Here is a 17,945-nt window from a genome sequence, read left to right as displayed (position 1 = left end):
GGCATTGACGCGCGTCACGGCGAGGGTATGTCCTATGTCTTAGGTCCTCGATAGGAGTCGCCATGAACCGTCGCCAGCTGCTCGGCCTCATGGGGGCCATCCCCCTCGTCCCCGCCCTCCTGCCCGAGGAGGGACTGCCCGTCGTCCTGTCCGGTACGGCCAGGGCCGCCGTCATCGCCGCTCCCGGCGCCGAAGCCCTCGCCGACGAGCTCGTCGCCTACGTCGAGCGGGCCACCGGCGTCCGCCTGCCCCGCTCGGCCGCGCCCGGGCTCACCCCGATCCACGTGGGCGGGCCGGGGCCCGACCCCTCCGTACCGCGCCTGCTCACCGGGCTCGACCCCGACGGATTCGTGATCAGGATCTATCAGGGCACCGTCACCGTCGCCGGCCCGAGCGCGGCGGGCACCGCCAACGGCGTGCGCGAGTTCCTCGAACGCTACGTCGGCGTCCGGTGGCTGCTGCCCGGCCCTGACGGCGACGACGTGCCGGCGCTGGCGGCCCTGCGGATCCCCGTGGTCCAGGTGTACGAGCAGCCGGCCTTCACCCAGCGCTCGCTCAGCCCGCTGCGCGACGCCAGGTACCCGCTGCAGCAGCAGTGGGCGCAGCGCAACAGGATGCAGGGCGTCGGCACCGAACCCATCGCCTTCCACCACAACCTGCACACCCTGTTCCCCGTCGAGAGGTACGGCCAGACCCACCCCGAGTACTATCCGGGCGGCAGACCGCCCGCGCCGGGCAAGCTGACCGGCTGGCAGCCCGCCTTCTCCGTGCCCGGCACCATCGACGCGGCCGTCACCGGCATCCTGGAGTACTTCGCCGCCAACCCCGCCGCCCGCTCCTTCTCCCTGGGCGTCAACGACGGCGAAGGCTTCGCCGAGACCGACCCGGTGCCCGCCTACTACGCCTGGGTCAACGAGGTCGTGCGCCGCGTGCTGGAGCGCCACCCCGGCAAGGACTTCGGCCTGCTGGCCTACCGCACGCTGGAGACGCCGCCCGCCTTCCCGCTGCACCCGAGGGTGGTGCCGTTCCTGACGCAGGACCGGTACGCGTGGGTCGATCCGGCGGTCGAGGCGGACGGGCACGCGCTGACCGAGCGGTGGCTGGCGGTCTGCGAGCGGCTCGGCTTCTACGACTACCTGTACGGCGCGCCGTACCTGTTACCGCGGATGTTCTCCCGCCGCTACGCCGAGACCCTCCGGTACGCCAAGGCCAAGGGCGTCGTCGCCCACTACGCCGAGCTGTACCCGAACTGGGGCGAGGGCCCCAAGCCCTGGATCACCGCCAAGCTGCTGTGGAACGCCGGCGCCGACGTCGACCGGCTGAACCGCGAGTGGTGCGAGCGCGCGGTCGGCACCGCCGCGGCCGACACCCTGTCGGCCTACTTCGCGCTGTGGGAGCGGTTCTGGACCGAGCGGGTGCCCGGCTCGCCCTGGTTCCTGCCCGATGCGACCTACCAGACCTTCAACCTGCCGCAGTACCTCGACCTGGTGGAGGAGGCCGACCTGGAGCGCAGCCGCAGCCTGCTCGACTCGGTCGTCTCGGCCACGGTCACGCCCGCGCAACGGGCCAGGGCGACGATCATGCGGCGGGCCTTCGAGTTCTTCGAGGCCTCCGCGCTCAGCTACCCCCGCCCCGTCCAGGCCCCCGCCGACCAGGCCGCCGCGCTCGCCCTCCTCGAAAGCGGCGTCGAGGCCTTCCAGCGCCGCCTCGACCTGGCCGCCCGCCGCCAGGCGCTGATCACCGAGTTCTCCCGCGACCCGGTGCTCGTGCTGCAGATGAACCCCGCCTCCCACCCGAACCTGACCTGGACCGGCTGGAACCCCGGCGAGTACTGGACGCTGGTGGACTACCTGCGGGTGCGCGAGCCGGACGGCGGCCCGGTCACCGACCGGGCCCGCGCCCTGGCCGCCGAACACCCCTACGCCGCCCTCATCCTGCGCGGCGTGCCGGCGCCGTCGCTCGTGCGAAACCCCTCCTTCGAGGACGGGCTGGCCCCGTGGGAGCTGCTCGACCGCTCCACCGGTACCCGCGCCATCTCCCGCCCGCCCGGCGAGGCGGTGCTGCGGGTCACCGGTCAGGGCTGGGGCGGCCCCAGCCAGGTCATCGACATCGAGCCCGGGCTGGCCCGCCTGACCACCACCTACCGGGCGCCCGCCGGCACGCGCGCGAGCGTGCAGCTGGCGCTCGACCTGCTGGAGCAGAACGGCACGCCGATCACCGGCAGCTCGGTCCGCTCGCCCGTCATCACCCTGCGCCCGACGGGGGTGTGGACACCGCTGCGCCTGGACTGCGAGATCCCCGCCACGGCCCGCGGCAAGCAGGTCGGCATGGTGCGCCTCATCTTCCTGGTGGACAGCGCGGCCGACGTGAGCGTCGACTTCGACGACGTCGACCTGCGCAACGTCGCGAAATGAGCCAGGGTCCCGAGCGGTGCCCTTCGGGTAGTGTCGGCAGGGTGGGGGTGGAGGCGCGATCGCGGTGATCGCCCCGCTCGCGATCCCGGCGCGCCATGACAATAGGAACACGATCGGACACTTAGAGTCATCCCATGGATGCCTTGGATCTCGCGCGCCTGCAATTCGGGATCACCACCGTGTACCACTTCCTGTTCGTGCCCGTCACGATCGGGATGTCGCTGATGGTGGCCATCCTGAACACGGCCTGGGTGCGCACGGGGAAGAAGGCGTACCTGCGGGCGACCAAGTTCTGGGGCACGCTCTTCCTGATCAACTTCGCCATGGGCGTGGTGACGGGGATCGTGCAGGAGTTCCAGTTCGGCATGAACTGGAGCTCCTACTCCAGGTTCGTCGGTGACATCTTCGGCGCCCCGCTCGCGCTGGAGGCGCTGCTGGCCTTCTTCCTGGAGTCGACGTTCCTGGGGCTGTGGATCTTCGGCTGGGACCGGCTGCCGAAACGGGTGCACCTCGCGTGCATCTGGGTGGTCGCGATCGGCACGATCGTGTCGGCCTACTTCATCCTGGCCGCCAACTCCTTCATGCAGTGGCCGGTGGGCTTCAAGGTCGACGGCCGCGCCGAGCTGACCGACTTCGGGGCCGTGCTGACCAACAAGGTCCTGCTGGCCACCTTCCCGCACACGGTCTTCGGCTGCTGGCTGGCCGGGGGAGTGATCCTCATGGCCGTCTCCGCCTGGCATCTGGCCAGGCACAGAGACGTCGACGTCTTCCGTCCGTCGCTGCGGCTCGGCGCGGTCGTGGTGCTGATCGGCGCCCTCGGCGGCCTGGTCTCCGGCGACCTGCTCGGCAAGATCATGACGCAGACCCAGCCGATGAAGATGGCCGCCGCCGAGGCCCTTTACGAGACCCAGCAGCCGGCGCCGTTCTCCCTGTTCACCATCGGGACGCTCGACGGCACGCAGCCGATCTTCTCGCTGGAGATCCCGGGCCTGCTGTCCCAGCTGGCCACCGGCTCGTTCGACGGCAAGGTCCAGGGCGTCAACGACATCCAGGCCGAGTACCAGAAGCGATTCGGCCCCGGCGACTACCGCCCCTACATCCCGGTCGCCTACTGGAGCTTCCGGCTGATGATCGGGTTCGGCCTGCTCGCGGCCGCGGTGGCGGTCGCCGTCCTGTGGCTGACCCGCGGGCGGCGCATCCGCGGCAAGGACTGGGTCTGGCGGGCCGCCGTCTGGTCGGTGGTGCTGCCCTTCCTCGCCCACAGCTTCGGCTGGATCTTCACCGAGATGGCCAGGCAGCCGTGGATCGTCTTCAGCCAGATGAGGACCCTCCACGGCGTCTCACCCAGCGTCGGCGCCGGCACGGTGCTGACCTCGCTGATCGCCTTCACCGCCCTGTACGGCGTGCTGGCCGTGGTGGAGGCCGGCCTGATGATCAAGTACGCCAGGGTGGCCCCGCCCGACGTCGACGAGAGCGAACCGCGCGACGGCGGCGAGATGTCGTTCGCCTACTAGGAGGATCGGACAGTGGAGCTCACCGACATCTGGTTCGTGGCGATCGCGGTCCTGTGGGTCGGCTACTTCGTCCTGGAGGGCTTCGACTTCGGCGTCGGCATGCTGCTGCCCGTCATCGCCAGGGACGACACCGAACGCCGCGTGATGATCAACACGATCGGCCCCCTGTGGGACGGCAACGAGGTGTGGCTGATCACCGCGGGCGGCGCCACCTTCGCCGCCTTCCCCGAGTGGTACGCGTCGCTGTTCAGCGGGTTCTACCTGCCGCTGCTGCTGATCCTGCTCGCGCTGATCGTGCGCGGGGTGGCCTTCGAGTACCGCGCCAAGCGAGACTCGCGGACGTGGCGGCGGCGCTGGGACGCGGCCATCATCGCGGGGTCGTTCGTGCCCGCGCTGCTGTGGGGCGTCGCGTTCGCCAACATCGTGCGCGGCGTGAAGCTCGACGCCCGGCACGAGTACGTCGGCACGGTCTGGGACCTGCTCAACCCGTACGCCCTGCTCGGCGGGCTCACGACGCTGGCGTTGTTCGCCGCGCACGGCGCCGTCTTCGTGGCCCTGAAGACCACCGGCGAGATCAGCGGGCGGGCGGCCGGGGTGGCGTTGCGGACGGGCGTGGTGGCGGCGGTCCTCGCGGTGATCTTCCTGACCTGGACGCAGCTGGCGGGCGGCCAGGCCGGCACGGTGATCCTGGCCGCCCTGGCCGTCCTGTCCTTCGCCGGCGCGCTGGCCGCCATCGCCAGAGGGCGTCAGGGCTGGTCGTTCCTGTTCTCGGCGGTCGCCATCGGCGTGGCGGTGATCAGCCTGTTCGCCGTCCTCCACCCCGACGTCCTGCCGTCCACGATCAACCCGGCCTACAGCCTGACCGTCGAGAACGCGGCCGCGACACCGAAGACGCTGGGCATCATGACCTGGGTCGCGGTGGTCTTCCTGCCGGTGGTGCTGCTCTACCAGGGATGGACCTACTGGGTCTTCCGCCGCAGGATCAGCGTCCGCGACATCCCCGCCTCGTCCCACTGACCTCGTCAACCCGGCCACTCACGGCTGCTTCGCGTCCGGTGACACGGACCCGAGCGGAGGGCCTTCTAACGCGTGCTCGCCCCTCGGTGCGATCCGCCGCGGCGTTTTTCGCCGGGACCCGCGGTGGCGTGAACCCTTTCCGGGGCTGACGACAAGACACCGGTGAGGCCGTGTCCGCCCGCCACTCCCGGGCGGTAACGCCTCGCAGTCCAGACATCAAGAACCCGGCAGACGGCCTCATCGGCCGACCTCGCGTGCTACGGCTCGGGGCCCGGCGGTATTGGCGGCGATGGCGGCGATGGCGCGGCCGGGGGCGGCGGCGACGCCGAGGACCCGGGTCCCGGGACGTTTGTCCTGGATCATCGAGGATCGATGAATCTTCTGGGCCGGGGCGGGATCCAGCAGCGTTGAGGCATGCGAATCCTTCTTGCGACACTCGCCGTGGCCGGGATGGTCACGGGCACCGGCCCGGCGCAGCGGCCGTCGGACGGTGCCGTCGTCACGACCGACACCGGAGCCGTGCGCGGCGTCGTGACCGACCAGCACCGCGTCTTCCAGGGCATCCCGTACGCCACCGCGGGCCGGTGGGAGAGCCCCAGGCCCGCCGGGCGCTGGAACGGCGTCAAGGACGCGACCCGGACCGGCCCGCTGTGCCCGCAGGTCGGCTCCCCCTACGCCCCGATCTCCAGCACGACCGAGGACTGCCTGGTCCTCAACGTCACCGCCCCTCGCGAGCCGGGACGCGACCGTCCCGTCATGGTGTGGATCCACGGGGACGGGGCGGTCGGCGGCGGGCACTTCTCCGGCGCCCGCAAGCTGGCCTCCCGCGGCGTCGTCGTCGTGACGATCAACTACCGGCTCGGCGTGTTCAACGGCTTCAGCTACCCCGGCCTCGAGGACGGGGGCACCTACGGCCTGCAGGACCAGCAGGAGGCCCTGCGCTGGGTCAGGCGCAACGCCGCAGCCTTCGGCGGAGACCCGTCGAACGTCACCGCGTTCGGCGTCTCCTTCGGCGCGCTCGCCATCGGCGGCCACCTCACCTCACCCGGCGCCAAGGGCCTGTTCCAGCGGGTGGCCATGCAGAGCGGCGAGACGATGATGGACATGCCGGCGGGCAGCCTGGTCCCCGGCATGCCGGCCCTGCCGACCTTCGCCTGGCGCAGCGCCGGGGACGCCGAGGCGGTCGGCAAGGAGTACGCCGCCAGGCTGGGCTGCCAGGACCTGGCGTGCCTGCGCGCGCTGCCGGTGAAGAAGATCCTCGACGTGCCGCAGATCATGAACGCCTTCCAGGTGTACGCCTACGGCAACAGGGTGCTTCCCGAGCTGCCGTCCACGGCGATCAGGAAGGGCCGCTTCCACCGGGTTCCTGTGCTGGCCGGCGCGACCAAGGACGAGCACCGGATCTTCGTGGGGATGACCTACGACGCGGCCGGCAAGCCGGTCACCGCCGAGCAGTACGGCACGCTGCTCAAGACCGCCTTCGGCAAGGACGCCGACCGGGTGATGCGCAGGTATCCGCTGTCGGAGCACGCCTCGCCCGGCCAGGCGTGGGCGGCGGTGATGACCGACAGGATCTGGGCGCGCGGCACCCACGAGCAGAACACCCTGCTCGCCAGGCACGTGCCCGTCTACGGCTACGAGTTCGCCGACCGCAAGGCGCCGATGTTCCTGCCGTTGCAGGTGGACTTCGACTGGGGCGCCTACCACGCCGGTGACCTGCCGTACCTCTTCCCGGAAGAGAACGCCCGGCTGAGCCCCGCCCAGGAAAGGCTGTCGGAGCAGATGGTCGGGTACTGGACGAACTTCGCCCGCACCGGCTCGCCCAACGGCCGCGGGCTGCCGGTCTGGCGCAGGCTCGCCCACGGCACCCAGTCGCTCGCGCCGGGCGCGATCCGGCCGATCGACTACGCCGCCGCGCACCGGCTCGACTTCTGGAAGTAGCCGGACCGGTCGCACGCGACGACCGCGGTGCCGGCCGGGCAGCCGCGGCTCACCCGGCCGGCACCGGGCGAGCGGCCGCCCGGCGCACCCGTGCCCTCCACCCGCGCCCGGCGCGCCCGTGCTCTCTGCCCATGCCCGGCGCGACCGTGCGCTCCACCCGCGGCCAGTGTGTTCTCCAGCAGCGGAAAGACGGCAGCCTGATCCTTTCCCGGGGAAGGACTCCACTGGGGAATACGCAGGCCGGCGCCGGAGCCCGACAGCCGCACGGCCGTGGATCTGAAGAGAGTTCTGTCATGTCACGCAAACATGTCGCCATGGTCGGCATCCCGGCCGTCAGCCACGTCCTGCCCGGCCTCGAAGTCATCCGCGAGCTGGTGGGCCGCGGGCACCGGGTGACCTACGCCAACGACCCGGCCGTGGCACACCTGATCACGCCCACGGGTGCCGAGCTGGTCCCGTACGAGTCGAGCCTGCCCGTCGCCGACGACGGCTGGCCCGCCGATCCCATCCAGGCGATGCGGGTCTTCCTCGACGACAACATCCGCATGCTGCCGCAGCTGCGCGCCGTCTACGACCGCGACCCGGCCGACCTGTACCTGTACGACATCGGCGGCTACGCCGCCAGGGCGCTCGCCGAGTCGCAGGACCGCCCGATGATGCAGCTGTCACCCACCTACGTGGCGTGGAAGGGATACCAGGAGCAGGTCGCCGCGCACCTGTGGCAGTTGCCCGGCGCCGGCGCCTACCGGGCGGCGTTCGCCGCATGGCTGGCCACCTCCGGGGCGACCACCACTGACGTCGACTCCTTCCCCGGGCGGCCGGAACGGGCTGTGGCGCTGATCCCGCGAGCCATGCAGCCGAACGCCGACCTGGTCGAGACCGAGGCGGTGACGTTCACCGGCCCGTGCCTGGGAGAGCGCCCGTACCAGGGCGGCTGGAGCCGTCCCGCCGGAGCCGGCAAGGTGCTGCTGGTCTCGCTCGGGTCGACCTTCACCCGGCAGCCCGCCTTCTACCGCGCGTGCCTGGCCGCCTTCGGCGGCCTGCCCGGCTGGCATGTGGTGCTCCAGATCGGCAGGCACGTCGACCCGGCCGACCTGGGCCGCGTGCCGGGCAACGTCGAGGTGCGCCCCTGGGTGCCGCAGCCGGCGGTCCTGCTGCAGGCGGACGCGTTCGTCACCCACGCCGGCATGGGCGGGTGCGGCGAGGGCCTGTTCGCGGGCGTGCCCATGATCGCCGTGCCGCAGGCGGTCGACCAGTTCGACAACGCCGACCGGCTGGTGGAGCTGGGCGTCGCCCGACGGGTGGACACGGCCGAGGCCACCGCGGGGCTGCTGCGCCGTACGTTGCTGGAGCTGACCTCCGACCCGGCGGTGGCGCGCAGGGCGGCGGAGCTGCGCGAGGAGGTACGCGCCGAGGGCGGGGCCGGGCGGGCGGCCGACGTGGTGGAGAGCCTGCTGCCCTGAGGCGGGCGGCCGGCGCCGAGGGGACGGGCCGCGCGCGGAGCCGGCCGTACACCCTGGCCCCGGTGGTCAACCGCCGCCTCCCGCGCCGGCTGCCACGGCACCGGCACGGTGGGGCGCTCAGCGATCGGCGTGGTGGTCGCCCGGCCCGTCGACGCCGTCCCGCGGCGGCTGCTCGGCCGGGAACACGATCACGCTCGCCAGGTGGGGGCGGCGATCCGGCGCGGGCCCGTTGCCCCACCGCTTCGCGAAGACCTCGCGCAACTCGCCCATCAACATGGACGGCTACGCCGAACTCCAGCGTCAGGTCCGCGCTGCGCCACGTGGCACGGGCACGCTGTCCGCGGTGCACGACCTCGTGCGCGCCTACGCCGCCTTCGCCGTCGCCAACCCGCAGCTGTACCGGCTGATGATGGGCACGGGCATCACGGCCCGCGCGCAGTACGCCGAACTGACCGAAGCCCACGACCGGACCTGCGCGATCCTGATCGACGCCGTCGCGCTGGCGCAGGAGGCGGGCGAGGTGGAGCCGGGAGACCCCGTCATGGTCGCGGTGACGCTGTGGTGCCTGGTGCACGGCCTGTCGACGCTGGCCGTCGACGGCCGCATCGATGCCGGTGCGGTGGACGCCGAGATCGGGCGGAGCCTGGAGATCCTCGAGCACGGCCTGCGGCCCCGCCCCTCCCGCGTGGAGCGGGAGCGTCCCTGAACCGCCGTCGGGTGACGCGGCGGACGCCTTGACAGGCGTCCGCCGCGTCACCCGGAATGCCGCCTCCGGAGCGGCGGGTCAGCAGGCTCAGCCGGTCTTGATGAAGGTCCAGGCCTGGTACGGGTCGCCGAAGTCGGGCGCCAGCGCCACCCGGGGCGGGAAGATCCGCAGCAGGCTCAGACCGAGACGCATCGGGGTCGCGGGGACGGAGATGACGAACGTGTCGGGTTCCGCCGCCGGGGCCAGCCGCCAGGGGCGGGCCTCAGGCAGCACCAGGGCCAGCTCGTGCATGTCGGGGTCGCCGTCGAAGCTCACGTACAGCTCGGAGTCGGTGGCGCGGATCGTGTGGAAACCGTTGCCGTCGCTGCTCACCTGCCAGGTCTGCCCGTAGCCGGAGTCCGGCGGCAGCAGGCAGAGGTGGCCCCCCGGCCTGGGCTCGAGTGCTGTGAGCTGCTGCTCGGGGGTGAACTCGATCTTGTAGATGCCATCGGAGATGACTGCCACGCGAAGCTCCCTCGCGATCGACCGGCGGCGCCGCCAGGGTCCGCCGGTGGTGAAGGGATCGCCTGAGCGGCGACCCGGACGGGGTGATACCCCCATCGATCACATGGCTCTTACCCAGAGTGGTCAACTCACCGCCAACAGTGAGATCGTCACTTCGGGGCAGGCGAGGGTCGGGGACGCCTAGGCTGGTAGGGGAGTGTCGTCCTCGTGCGGCGGGAGGCCTGTCATGAGGTGGTCACGGGCGCTTCGGCGCGGAACCTGCGCAGGGCTGGCGATGGCCGGCCTGCTGGCCTTCCCCGCCTACACCGCGCCCGCCGGGGCGATGCCCGCGCTCGAGACCGCGGCGGTTCCGGGCCCGTCACAGCGGGCCGACTTCCCCGAGCTGACCCCTGCCGTCGCCGCGCGGCTGGACACCGCGATCCGGCAGGTCATGCGGGAGGCCGGGGTGCCCGGCGTCATCGTCGGGCTGTCAGCGCCCGGCAAGGGGTCGTACGTGCGGGCCTTCGGCGTCGCCGACAAGGCGAGCGGTGTCGCCATGAGCCCGGGACTGTACATGCGGATCGGCAGCGAGACCAAGACCTTCACCGTCACCGCCCTGCTCCAACTCGTCGACCGGGGCAAGCTCGGTCTCGACGACCCGATCGCCAGGTACGTGGACGGAGTCCCGAACGGCGACCGCATCACCCTGCGCCACCTGGCGGGCATGCGCAGCGGACTGTTCAACTACACCGAGGACGACGCCTTCGTCAAAGCCTTCCTCGCCGACCCGGAACGGCCCTTCACCCCGCGGCAACTGCTGGCCTACTCCTTCAAGCACCCGGTGCAGTTCCAGCCCGGCGAGACGTTCGCCTACTGCAACACCAACACGATCCTGCTGGGACTCGTGGTGGAGAAGATCGGCGGACGCCCCCTGCCCGAGTTCGTCGAGAAGAACGTCGTGGCGCCGGCCGGCCTGCGCCACACCGTCTTCCCGACCGGTGCCGCCTTCCCGAACCCGCACGCCCACGGCTACACCAGGCAGACCGCCTCGGGCGAGGTCGAGGACGCCACCGACTGGAACCCCTCCTGGGGCTGGGCCGCGGGAGCGATGATCTCCGACCTGCCCGATCTGCGCACGTGGGCCCGCGTGGTGGCCACCGGCACGCTGCTGACGCCCAAGACGCAGGCCGAACGGCTCGCCATGGGCCCGACGGGAATCCCCGGCACCGGCTACGGCCTCGGCATCTTCACCGTGCACGGCTGGGTCGGGCACAACGGCTCGCTGCCCGGCTACGAGTCGTTGACGATCTACCTGCCCGAGGCGCGGGCGACGCTGGTCGCCCTGGTCAACACCGACATCCGGTACGAGGGCGTGGCACCCGGCACCCTCGTCGGGCAGGCCGTCACGCGCGTCGTGACGCCCGACCACGTGTTCGTCCTGCCCGCGTCCCCGGCGTCGCCCGCACCCGCCTCGCCCACGTCGCCGGTATCGCCCACGTCGCCGGTATCGCCCACGACACCCGCCTCGCCGGCGAGCCCGCGGCCATCCGCGCCGGCCACCGGCCACGGCGACTGACAGTGACTGACGACGACCGACGACGACTGACGACGACTGACGATGACCGGCTACGCGCCTCCTGGCGGTTCCGTGACCGGTTCCAGCGGCCAGGTCGCCGGCCAGAAGGCATCACGCCCGGGCTCGGCGAGGACCGTGGTGGCGCCGGTGTCGGAATCGTGCCGGCGGAACTCCATGGTCACGACCAATCCCTCGTCGTCCTCCTCGCCCTCCTCCTCCGGGCCGACGAGGAGGATGCGCACCTGGGCGCGCCCCTCCATCCGCCACCGGAACGCAAGCGGCTCGTCCTCGCCGAAGAGGGCCGAGTACGAGCGCAACAGGCCCGTCCCGTCCGGTGCGAACACCACCTCCTCGCCGACGAGCGCGGCCGCCGTACCCAGGGCCGAACGCCAGCGCCCGACCGGTCCACGCTCCAGCATCAGCTCACGCCACGCGGATTCCCGCAACGCGCCACCACCCTGCCCGCTCCGTTTGCCTGGAGTCTCTCGCACCGCTTCGGCGGTCCTGACGCAGGATCCCGCCGCTGGAAGAACCGAACCCCGGAGGGGCCGTGGCCACCAGACAGCCTCAACCCGGGGCGTCACGGAGCCGGAAGGTGACCATATGCGCAAGACCGACAAGGCCCGGCCGCAGCGGGTGCGGACGGCCGACGCGCCGATGGCGGCCTGCGCGCCTGCGCACGAGAATCGGCTCGGGCCGTCCATGATGCCGGACGAGATCAAGCCGGCCGCAGGCTCACGCCTCCTCGCTCAGCTCGATGGCGGCGGCCGGGCAGACGGCGGCGGCCTCCCGCACCAGGGCGTGCAGGTCCTCGCCGGGCTCGGGCTCCAAGAGGACGACGACACCGTCCTCGTCGCGCTGGTCGAACACCTCAGGAGCGATCAGCACGCACTGGCCCGCGCCGCAGCACTTGGCCTCGTCCACGGTCACTTTCATACCTGGTTCCTCTCTTCGGGGCGGTTTCGGCGGTGCCGGGTCACCAGCGGACCGGGACCTCGCGCAGCCCGCCGACCGCCAGCCCTTCCACGCGCTCCAGGTCCTCCACGGGCACGGCGAGCTCCAGGGACGGCAGCCTGCGCAGCAGCACCTCGAGCACGACCTGCAGTTCGGTGCGGGCCAGCGCCTGGCCCAGGCAGGAGTGGGCGCCGGCGCCGAAGGCCAGGTGCGGGTTCGGGCTGCGGCTGAGGTCCATCTCGCCGGCGTCGTCGAAGGCGCTGTCGTCGCGGTTGGCCGCGGCCATGCTGCACACCACGGTGGTGCCGCGGGGCAGGACCGTGCCGCCGACCTCGATCTCGTCGCGCAGGTAGCGCGGCAGGCCGAAGCCGGGGTTGGCGTCGAAGCGCAGCGCCTCCTCCACCGCCGTGCGCACCAGCGACGGGTCGGCCAGCAGCCGCTCCCACCGGCTGCGGTCGGCCAGCAGCATGGAGACCATCTTGCCGATCATGTTGGCGGTGGTCTCGTGGCCGGCGACCAGCAGCCCCATGCCGGTGGCCAGCAGCTGGACGTCGGACAGCCCGCCGTCCTCGGGGCCGCCGGCCGCGATGAGCTCGCTCAGCAGGTCCTCGCCAGGCTGCCGCCGCTTGGCCGCGATGTGTCCGGACATGTACGCGACGAACTCGCCCTGGGCGGCGTCGACCTCGGCCTGGCTGTAGCGGGTGAGGTTCAGCAGGGTGTCGGACCAGTACGAGAACCGGTCCCGGTCGGCGGCCGGCACGCCGAGCATGTCGCAGATCACGTACACGGGCAGCGGGAAGCCGAGGCCTGCCTTGAGGTCACCGGGCCGGCCACGCTCGACCATGTCGTCGATGAGCCGCTCGGCGATCTCCGCCATCGCGGGCCGGAGCGCGGCCATCCGCTTGGCGGTGAACCACTTGCCGACCAGGCGCCGCCAGCGCTGGTGCTCCTCACCTCCGTCGGGGATGACCTGCGCCATCTCGCTGCTGAACAGCCCGCCGTCGTCGTTGGCCGACAGCCGGGCCGCGTCGGGGGCGTTCAGCAGGCGGGTGAAGCGCGGGTCGGCCAGCACCTGCTTGACGTCCTGGTAGCGGGTCAGCAGCGTCGCCTGGTCGCCGCTGGGCAGCTTCACGTGAGCCACCGGACAGCGCCCGCGCAGCTCGGCCCATTCAGCGGGCGGCTCAAGCGCCGCGTGGCTGGGGATCGGGTAGTTCAGGACCTGCTCGTCGAGACTCATTCGGCATCTCCTCTGAACGGATGGTTGACCGCCTGCGGTGGTGCTTCTCGTCGCTGTCACGCGGACACGACGGGCCGGGTGCCCACGGCCTGCTGCCCGGCCTGCTGCGTGGTCGGCTGTACGGCCTGGTGCATGGTCTGCCTCCGCAGGAGGCGGGCCTGCTTGGGCATGTTCCAGCCGAGGACGCCGGTGACCCGGCCGTCCTCGCGGTAGAGGGCGGCGAAGCGGTGCTGCGCCGGGTCGCCTTCGGCGATGGTCAGTTCGGCCGCCGGCGACGGCAGCCCGTGGGCCTGGATCCTGATGTCGTACTGGTCGGTCCAGAAGTAGGGGATCGGCGTGTACGGGTGACCGGCGCCGAGGATGTCGGCCGCCACCACCTGCGCCTGTTCGGTGGCGTTGGTGCGGTTCTCCAGGCGCAGCCGCCTGCCGAGCCCCTCGTGCTCCCAGGCGGCCACGTCCCCGACGGCGTAGACGCCTTCGGCGGCGCGGCAGCGCGAGTCGCACACGACACCGTCGCCGAGGGTGAGCCCGCTGCCGTCCAGCCAGCCGGTCGCCGGGCGGGAGCCGACGGCCACCACGACCGCGTCGGCGGGAAGGAGGATCGGCGTGGCCACCGACTGGCTCCGGCGCGGCCGTCCGCTGCCCCCCGCCGAGATGGCCGCCCTGACCTGGCCGCTGCTGAACGCGCTCTACCAGGTCGACACCCGCACGCCCGGCTGAGGCCGGACCCGGCCCCCGGCCGTCGCCCTGCGCCCGCACCGATGACGCCGACATCGAGGTGCGCGCCGACGGCGATACGGGCGAGCCCGCCAAGCCGCGCGCCATGCGCCTGTGGGAGCGCCTCTCGCGCCAGGCGCCGGAGGCAGGCCCGCCACGCCCGGTCACACCGGCCGGCGAACGGTCACACCCGCCGGCGAACGAGCGGACATGGCGGCCCCCGGTCACACCGGCCGGCGAACGAGCGGACACGGCGGCGCCGTCGTGAGGGCTAGGCTGGCCGCCGATCACGTCGGAAGACGGGAAGGACGAACACGGATGACGGCCGCCCTCGACGGCATCGACGACATCGACTGGGCCTCCCTCGACCACGCGTACGGCCCGGCGGAGGACCTGCCGCAGACGTTGCGGGACGCGCGCGAGGTCGCGCAGGTGGTGGATCTGGCCGACCTGCGCGAGGTCGTCGGCCTCGTCGAAGCCAGGGCGCGCCGCGCCCGCCTGGCGAAGGCTCGGCGTCGGCGCTGATTCCGTCGGCGGTCGGTGCGGCGTGCCGCTGGTCGGTGGGGACCGAGACGGGTGATCCGTTATCGGAAGGTCGGCGTCAGCGAGGCTTCTCCTTGCACCGTCGTATGGTCTCGATGAACGAGCCCGCTGTCGTGGGGCAGGCTTGGATCTCCTGGCCTGTTCGGCTGAAGACTTTACGTTTAGCCAGAGGTTTCTTCAGTGCGACGGGCACGGCGTGGTCCACACCGGTACCCACCTGCAGCTCAGAAGACTCAGGGCAGGCAGGGCGGAGCGATACCCGCACGGTCACGCCGGTCGGTGATTCGATGGCCTCGGCCTGTTCAACCACGGTGCAGATCGTGCCGTCAGACTGCTGGATCCCGCTGGCGTGCAGGGTGAGGGCCCGCCCTCCGGGGGCCACCTCGACTACGGACACTTGCGCGTCGAAGGGTTTGGCTGGCTCCTGTGCGCAGGCTGCAGTCACAACACCGAGGATGAGGATACATCCGGCGCGCTGGAAGGAGGACGGGCTCGCTAGGTTCATTTCTTGTAGATGTCCTTGCCGACGGCCTTCATGACGTCATGAAAATCGGTGAAGGTGTGAATGCACACATCCTTGATCCGTTCCGTCTTGGTGTTGGAACCGCTGGTGATCCCCTTGGCCACGACGGTACCGTCAGGGCGGAAGGTGTATACCGGGCCGCCCGAGTCGCCGCCGATCACACACCTGCCGCGCTTCTTACCCACCTGAACCCAGCGCGTCGTCCCTGTGGACGCGCCGGTGGTGAAGTCTTTCATGTCGACCTTCCATGCGATGTCGGTAACCTTCCATCGGCAGATCTGGCCGGTGCTGAATCCACCAGTGCAGTATTGGTCGTTTTCCTTGGCAGGGATCGAGAAGCGTCCGGTGACATATCGCTTTTCGGTGGAGTTCTCGGCGCCGATGAAGATTTTGGGGTTCGTGCCGCGGATATCCGCGTAGATCAGGCCCAGATCGCCGTAATACGTCGGTTGGCCGGGGAGTATTACCGTGCCCGTTCCGGGTTGCCAGTTGGACCACCGGGCGGGACCTGCGTCCGTGTCGCCGCCTTGCCTGGGAAGGCAGTGGCCGGCTGTCACCACCAGCTTGTCGGTCCCGCTGCCCATCGTGAATCCGGTCGTGCACTCCTTCAGCTTGCCGGGGTTTTCGGTGGTCGCGAAGAACTTGGCCCCACCGTCGACCTTGCCGACGTCGCTCTGCCGGGTTTCGGCGACGGCAGAGCCCATTGTCTGGCCGCTGAGGTGGCCGATGAGGCCGAGGCGTTCAGCCTCCGTTTGCAGCCAGATGGCGACGTTGTAGGTGCCGTACCGATCGGCGAGTGCCTTGCGCAACGCTGGGGAGGCGTCGGTGGACTGCACCACGACGAGGTTACGCTCAGGCCATATGTGGGTGGCGAACAGCTTGGTGCCTGCCGGGATCGTGTCGTCGAGGTCGAGGACCTCATCGACGACGGTATTGAGGGCCTGGTAGCTGTTGGCGACCTCGACGACCGTCGGAGTGATCGAATAGGCGGTCTCCTCGGGAGCCACAAGGCGGGCTTGGGCTACTGCCGATTCGTCGGGGGCAGGAACGCCGGGGATGGTCTCGTCGGCGTCGCCGTTGGCTGTCGCAGTGCCGGTGAGTAGCCGGCCTGCGATGTCTTTTCCGGCCGGTGTCGCCGGCGCCACGACCTTTCCGGTCGCAGGATCGAAGTAAGGCGGTGCCAGGGTGGCGGCGTTGGCTTGGGCCCGGTCGTATGCGCCGTTCAAGGCGTGCGTGTCGGTCGTCGAGACGGGCAGCGAGTCGAGCTTCCACGCCGGGGGGGCGGTGAACACCTCGACGCCGTCGGGTCCGGCGGGGCTTACCACGGTGGGGCCGGGCGCCGGCTGAGCCGTCACGGTGATCTTGGGAGTCAGATCCGGCGAGCCGTACTCGGTGGAGGCCAGCATCCGGTAATCGTCGTCGGAGCCGGTCTCGTCGGGAGCCTGCAGCAGCACGCCGTAGTTGGGTTCGCCTGCCGCCCAGGCCTTGGCGATGTCGATGATCGGCCACTCCAGCGGACCGATGCCGCAATCCGGGCCGTAGGACTGGGTGATGGTCCTCGCGCCCTCGGCTGTGGAGGACGGCGCCGTGCTCCACGTGAGCGTGGTCGCGTCCCAGCCGCTCGTCACGCGGCGTACCTGAATGCCACTGGCGGTCTCTCCGCATCCGGGGCCGTCGGTGTTGGTCAGTGTCAGCTTGGCGTCCACAACGTCCTGGCCGGCCAGCGCTGTACTGTCGAACCTCAGGTAGGAGCGGTTGAGGACGCCGAAGATGCGGCCTGCCGTGAGCGTGGCCGCGCCTGGGTCTGACGGGGTTCCCGCGTCACTGATGTCCACGTCGCTGTGGGCCCTGGTGTCGACGGTGGCACCGATGGTGATCGGGTACTTCATCTTCGGGTCGGCCAAGAGCGCAGCGTCCGGTTCGACGGTCAGGGCCTGCGCCGTCGTCTTGGCGGAGATCGCACGGTGGCCGGGTGTCGATGAGGATCGTATGGAGACCGGAGTAGACTGTGCGACTTCGCGGCCTTCGTGGTCGACGATGGTGGCGGCGCCGTTCTTGCCTGGCTGGATCGTGAGGTCGCGTGCCTGAAGAGGAAGCGTGAAGGTGGCCTTCTTCGACGGGCGAGTCTTGAGTATGAGTTCCCAGCGGAAGCCGGTGGCCAGCGCTGTGACGACCAGCGACGAGCCGGGCCCCGCCGCACCGTCGTAGGTGGCTTTGCCGCCGGTGACTGTCGGTCGGGCCAGGGTGGTCGGCCAGGTGAAGGTGATCTGCTTGTTGTCCGGGGCCGTTAGCGTCGCCAGTGGTTTGCCGGCGCCGCCAGAGGTGAACTCGACCTGCGTTGCGGTGACCTTGGGGCGCAGTACACCGTCCGCTTCCACGAGTGTCGGGTCGATCCACTGCCAGGCTCCGTCGCGTTGTACACGCACTGGCTGGGTCCATGTTTCGATGGTCAGGCGCCCATCAGGCTGTCGGGTGACGCGGCGGTTCTGGGCCGCGGCGCCGAGCATCTCACCAGGTGGCGGGGTCTGCGTTGCTGCGGACGCTGGGTTCGGGGTCGGGCTCGCGGCCGCAGGTAACTCCTGTGCCGTGGTCAGCGTCGCCACCGTGCTGGCGACAAGGATGACCGAGGACGATCGCCTCACCAGGGTTCTCCTCCAGAAGTTGGTGATCAAGGAGCCTGATCATGGTCTTTCGTGCGTCAATTATTGTCAAGGCTGCTGTAATGAGCGGATTTGATCACGAGCGTCTACCTGCGGGCCGTATTCACCACCTGAGTCCAGATAGATGAGCGCCACGGCGACGCGGCGGCACACGGCGGCGGCAGCTACGGCCGGCAGGCCCGCCAGGACGAGCGGGA

General features: G+C 70.9%; 16 protein-coding genes. 8 read left to right on the top strand and 8 right to left on the bottom strand.

Going from position 1 to position 17,945, the window contains the following annotated elements:
• Positions 1 to 62 precede the first annotated feature (62 nt).
• The 5 genes from ACWENQ_RS23575 to ACWENQ_RS23555 all read left to right on the top strand — a co-directional run bounded on the left by ACWENQ_RS23575 (position 63) and on the right by ACWENQ_RS23555 (position 8,349).
• Positions 63 to 2,414 carry a DUF4838 domain-containing protein gene (locus ACWENQ_RS23575; RefSeq protein ID WP_452416133.1) on the top strand — a complete coding sequence of 784 codons (2,352 nt, stop codon included), beginning with the start codon at positions 63 to 65 and terminating at the stop codon, positions 2,412 to 2,414.
• 134 nt (positions 2,415 to 2,548) lie between these two features.
• Positions 2,549 to 3,928, top strand: a complete 1,380-nt coding sequence (locus ACWENQ_RS23570; RefSeq protein ID WP_449923585.1) for a cytochrome ubiquinol oxidase subunit I — start codon at positions 2,549 to 2,551, stop codon at positions 3,926 to 3,928.
• Between the two features lie 12 nt (positions 3,929 to 3,940).
• Positions 3,941 to 4,945, top strand: a complete 1,005-nt coding sequence (cydB, locus tag ACWENQ_RS23565) for a cytochrome d ubiquinol oxidase subunit II (protein ID WP_452416132.1) — start codon at positions 3,941 to 3,943, stop codon at positions 4,943 to 4,945.
• Between the two features lie 414 nt (positions 4,946 to 5,359).
• Positions 5,360 to 6,886: a carboxylesterase/lipase family protein gene (locus ACWENQ_RS23560; RefSeq protein WP_452416130.1), complete on the top strand. Its 1,527-nt coding sequence runs from the start codon at positions 5,360 to 5,362 to the stop codon at positions 6,884 to 6,886.
• A 293-nt stretch (positions 6,887 to 7,179) separates the two neighbouring features.
• On the top strand, positions 7,180 to 8,349 hold the full coding sequence (locus ACWENQ_RS23555; protein WP_452416129.1) for a macrolide family glycosyltransferase: 1,170 nt from the start codon (positions 7,180 to 7,182) through the stop codon (positions 8,347 to 8,349).
• A 117-nt stretch (positions 8,350 to 8,466) separates the two neighbouring features.
• On the opposite strand, the gene ACWENQ_RS23550 is transcribed toward ACWENQ_RS23555, so the two are convergent.
• The gene (locus ACWENQ_RS23550) at positions 8,467 to 8,625 is read right to left on the bottom strand and encodes a hypothetical protein (RefSeq protein ID WP_452416127.1); all 159 of its coding nucleotides are present in this window, start codon (positions 8,623 to 8,625) and stop codon (positions 8,467 to 8,469) included.
• 67 nt (positions 8,626 to 8,692) lie between these two features.
• Here ACWENQ_RS23550 and ACWENQ_RS23545 point away from each other — a divergent pair, with 67 nt between their 5' ends.
• A complete protein-coding gene (locus ACWENQ_RS23545) occupies positions 8,693 to 9,055 on the top strand; it encodes a TetR-like C-terminal domain-containing protein (protein WP_452416126.1) in 363 nt (120 codons plus the stop codon).
• Between the two features lie 87 nt (positions 9,056 to 9,142).
• Here the strand turns inward: ACWENQ_RS23545 and ACWENQ_RS23540 are convergent, their stop codons facing one another.
• Positions 9,143 to 9,559 (bottom strand): hypothetical protein, encoded by a 417-nt coding sequence (locus ACWENQ_RS23540; RefSeq protein WP_452416124.1) that lies wholly within the window; start codon positions 9,557 to 9,559, stop codon positions 9,143 to 9,145.
• Positions 9,560 to 9,785: 226 nt separating this feature from the next.
• Here ACWENQ_RS23540 and ACWENQ_RS23535 point away from each other — a divergent pair, with 226 nt between their 5' ends.
• The gene (locus ACWENQ_RS23535; protein ID WP_452416123.1) at positions 9,786 to 11,114 is read left to right on the top strand and encodes a serine hydrolase domain-containing protein; all 1,329 of its coding nucleotides are present in this window, start codon (positions 9,786 to 9,788) and stop codon (positions 11,112 to 11,114) included.
• Between the two features lie 50 nt (positions 11,115 to 11,164).
• Here ACWENQ_RS23535 and ACWENQ_RS23530 read toward each other — a convergent pair whose 3' ends face one another.
• The 4 genes from ACWENQ_RS23530 to ACWENQ_RS23515 all read right to left on the bottom strand — a co-directional run bounded on the left by ACWENQ_RS23530 (position 11,165) and on the right by ACWENQ_RS23515 (position 13,919).
• Entirely contained in the window at positions 11,165 to 11,560 is a 396-nt protein-coding gene (locus tag ACWENQ_RS23530) for a hypothetical protein (RefSeq protein ID WP_452416122.1), read from the bottom strand.
• 289 nt (positions 11,561 to 11,849) lie between these two features.
• On the bottom strand, positions 11,850 to 12,050 hold the full coding sequence (locus ACWENQ_RS23525; RefSeq protein ID WP_452416120.1) for a ferredoxin: 201 nt from the start codon (positions 12,048 to 12,050) through the stop codon (positions 11,850 to 11,852).
• 40 nt (positions 12,051 to 12,090) lie between these two features.
• Positions 12,091 to 13,305 (bottom strand): cytochrome P450, encoded by a 1,215-nt coding sequence (locus tag ACWENQ_RS23520; RefSeq protein WP_452416119.1) that lies wholly within the window; start codon positions 13,303 to 13,305, stop codon positions 12,091 to 12,093.
• A gap of 56 nt (positions 13,306 to 13,361) precedes the next feature.
• A complete protein-coding gene (locus ACWENQ_RS23515) occupies positions 13,362 to 13,919 on the bottom strand; it encodes an oxidoreductase C-terminal domain-containing protein (protein ID WP_452416117.1) in 558 nt (185 codons plus the stop codon).
• A 421-nt stretch (positions 13,920 to 14,340) separates the two neighbouring features.
• Here ACWENQ_RS23515 and ACWENQ_RS23510 point away from each other — a divergent pair, with 421 nt between their 5' ends.
• The gene (locus ACWENQ_RS23510; RefSeq protein WP_449923559.1) at positions 14,341 to 14,547 is read left to right on the top strand and encodes a hypothetical protein; all 207 of its coding nucleotides are present in this window, start codon (positions 14,341 to 14,343) and stop codon (positions 14,545 to 14,547) included.
• 76 nt (positions 14,548 to 14,623) lie between these two features.
• Here ACWENQ_RS23510 and ACWENQ_RS23505 read toward each other — a convergent pair whose 3' ends face one another.
• The gene (locus tag ACWENQ_RS23505) at positions 14,624 to 15,070 is read right to left on the bottom strand and encodes a hypothetical protein (protein ID WP_452416116.1); all 447 of its coding nucleotides are present in this window, start codon (positions 15,068 to 15,070) and stop codon (positions 14,624 to 14,626) included.
• Positions 15,067 to 17,760 (bottom strand): DNRLRE domain-containing protein, encoded by a 2,694-nt coding sequence (locus ACWENQ_RS23500; protein ID WP_449923553.1) that lies wholly within the window; start codon positions 17,758 to 17,760, stop codon positions 15,067 to 15,069. The genes ACWENQ_RS23505 and ACWENQ_RS23500 overlap by 4 nt, the downstream gene beginning before the upstream one ends.
• Positions 17,761 to 17,945 lie beyond the last annotated feature (185 nt).

This window comes from Nonomuraea sp. NPDC004354, from assembly GCF_053602555.1.
The sequence above is the reverse complement of the archived record's forward strand: the minus strand, read 5'-3'. Positions and strand labels throughout refer to the sequence as shown.

Coding starts and splice junctions, on each gene's coding strand:
- ACWENQ_RS23575 (WP_452416133.1), top strand. CDS start 63: ATGAACCGTCGCCAGCTGCTCGGCCTCATGGGGGCCATCCCCCTCGTC.
- ACWENQ_RS23550 (WP_452416127.1), bottom strand. CDS start 8,625: ATGTTGATGGGCGAGTTGCGCGAGGTCTTCGCGAAGCGGTGGGGCAAC.
- ACWENQ_RS23510 (WP_449923559.1), top strand. CDS start 14,341: ATGACGGCCGCCCTCGACGGCATCGACGACATCGACTGGGCCTCCCTC.
- ACWENQ_RS23535 (WP_452416123.1), top strand. CDS start 9,786: ATGAGGTGGTCACGGGCGCTTCGGCGCGGAACCTGCGCAGGGCTGGCG.
- ACWENQ_RS23525 (WP_452416120.1), bottom strand. CDS start 12,050: ATGAAAGTGACCGTGGACGAGGCCAAGTGCTGCGGCGCGGGCCAGTGC.
- ACWENQ_RS23555 (WP_452416129.1), top strand. CDS start 7,180: ATGTCACGCAAACATGTCGCCATGGTCGGCATCCCGGCCGTCAGCCAC.
- ACWENQ_RS23560 (WP_452416130.1), top strand. CDS start 5,360: ATGCGAATCCTTCTTGCGACACTCGCCGTGGCCGGGATGGTCACGGGC.
- ACWENQ_RS23505 (WP_452416116.1), bottom strand. CDS start 15,070: ATGAACCTAGCGAGCCCGTCCTCCTTCCAGCGCGCCGGATGTATCCTC.
- ACWENQ_RS23570 (WP_449923585.1), top strand. CDS start 2,549: ATGGATGCCTTGGATCTCGCGCGCCTGCAATTCGGGATCACCACCGTG.
- ACWENQ_RS23520 (WP_452416119.1), bottom strand. CDS start 13,305: ATGAGTCTCGACGAGCAGGTCCTGAACTACCCGATCCCCAGCCACGCG.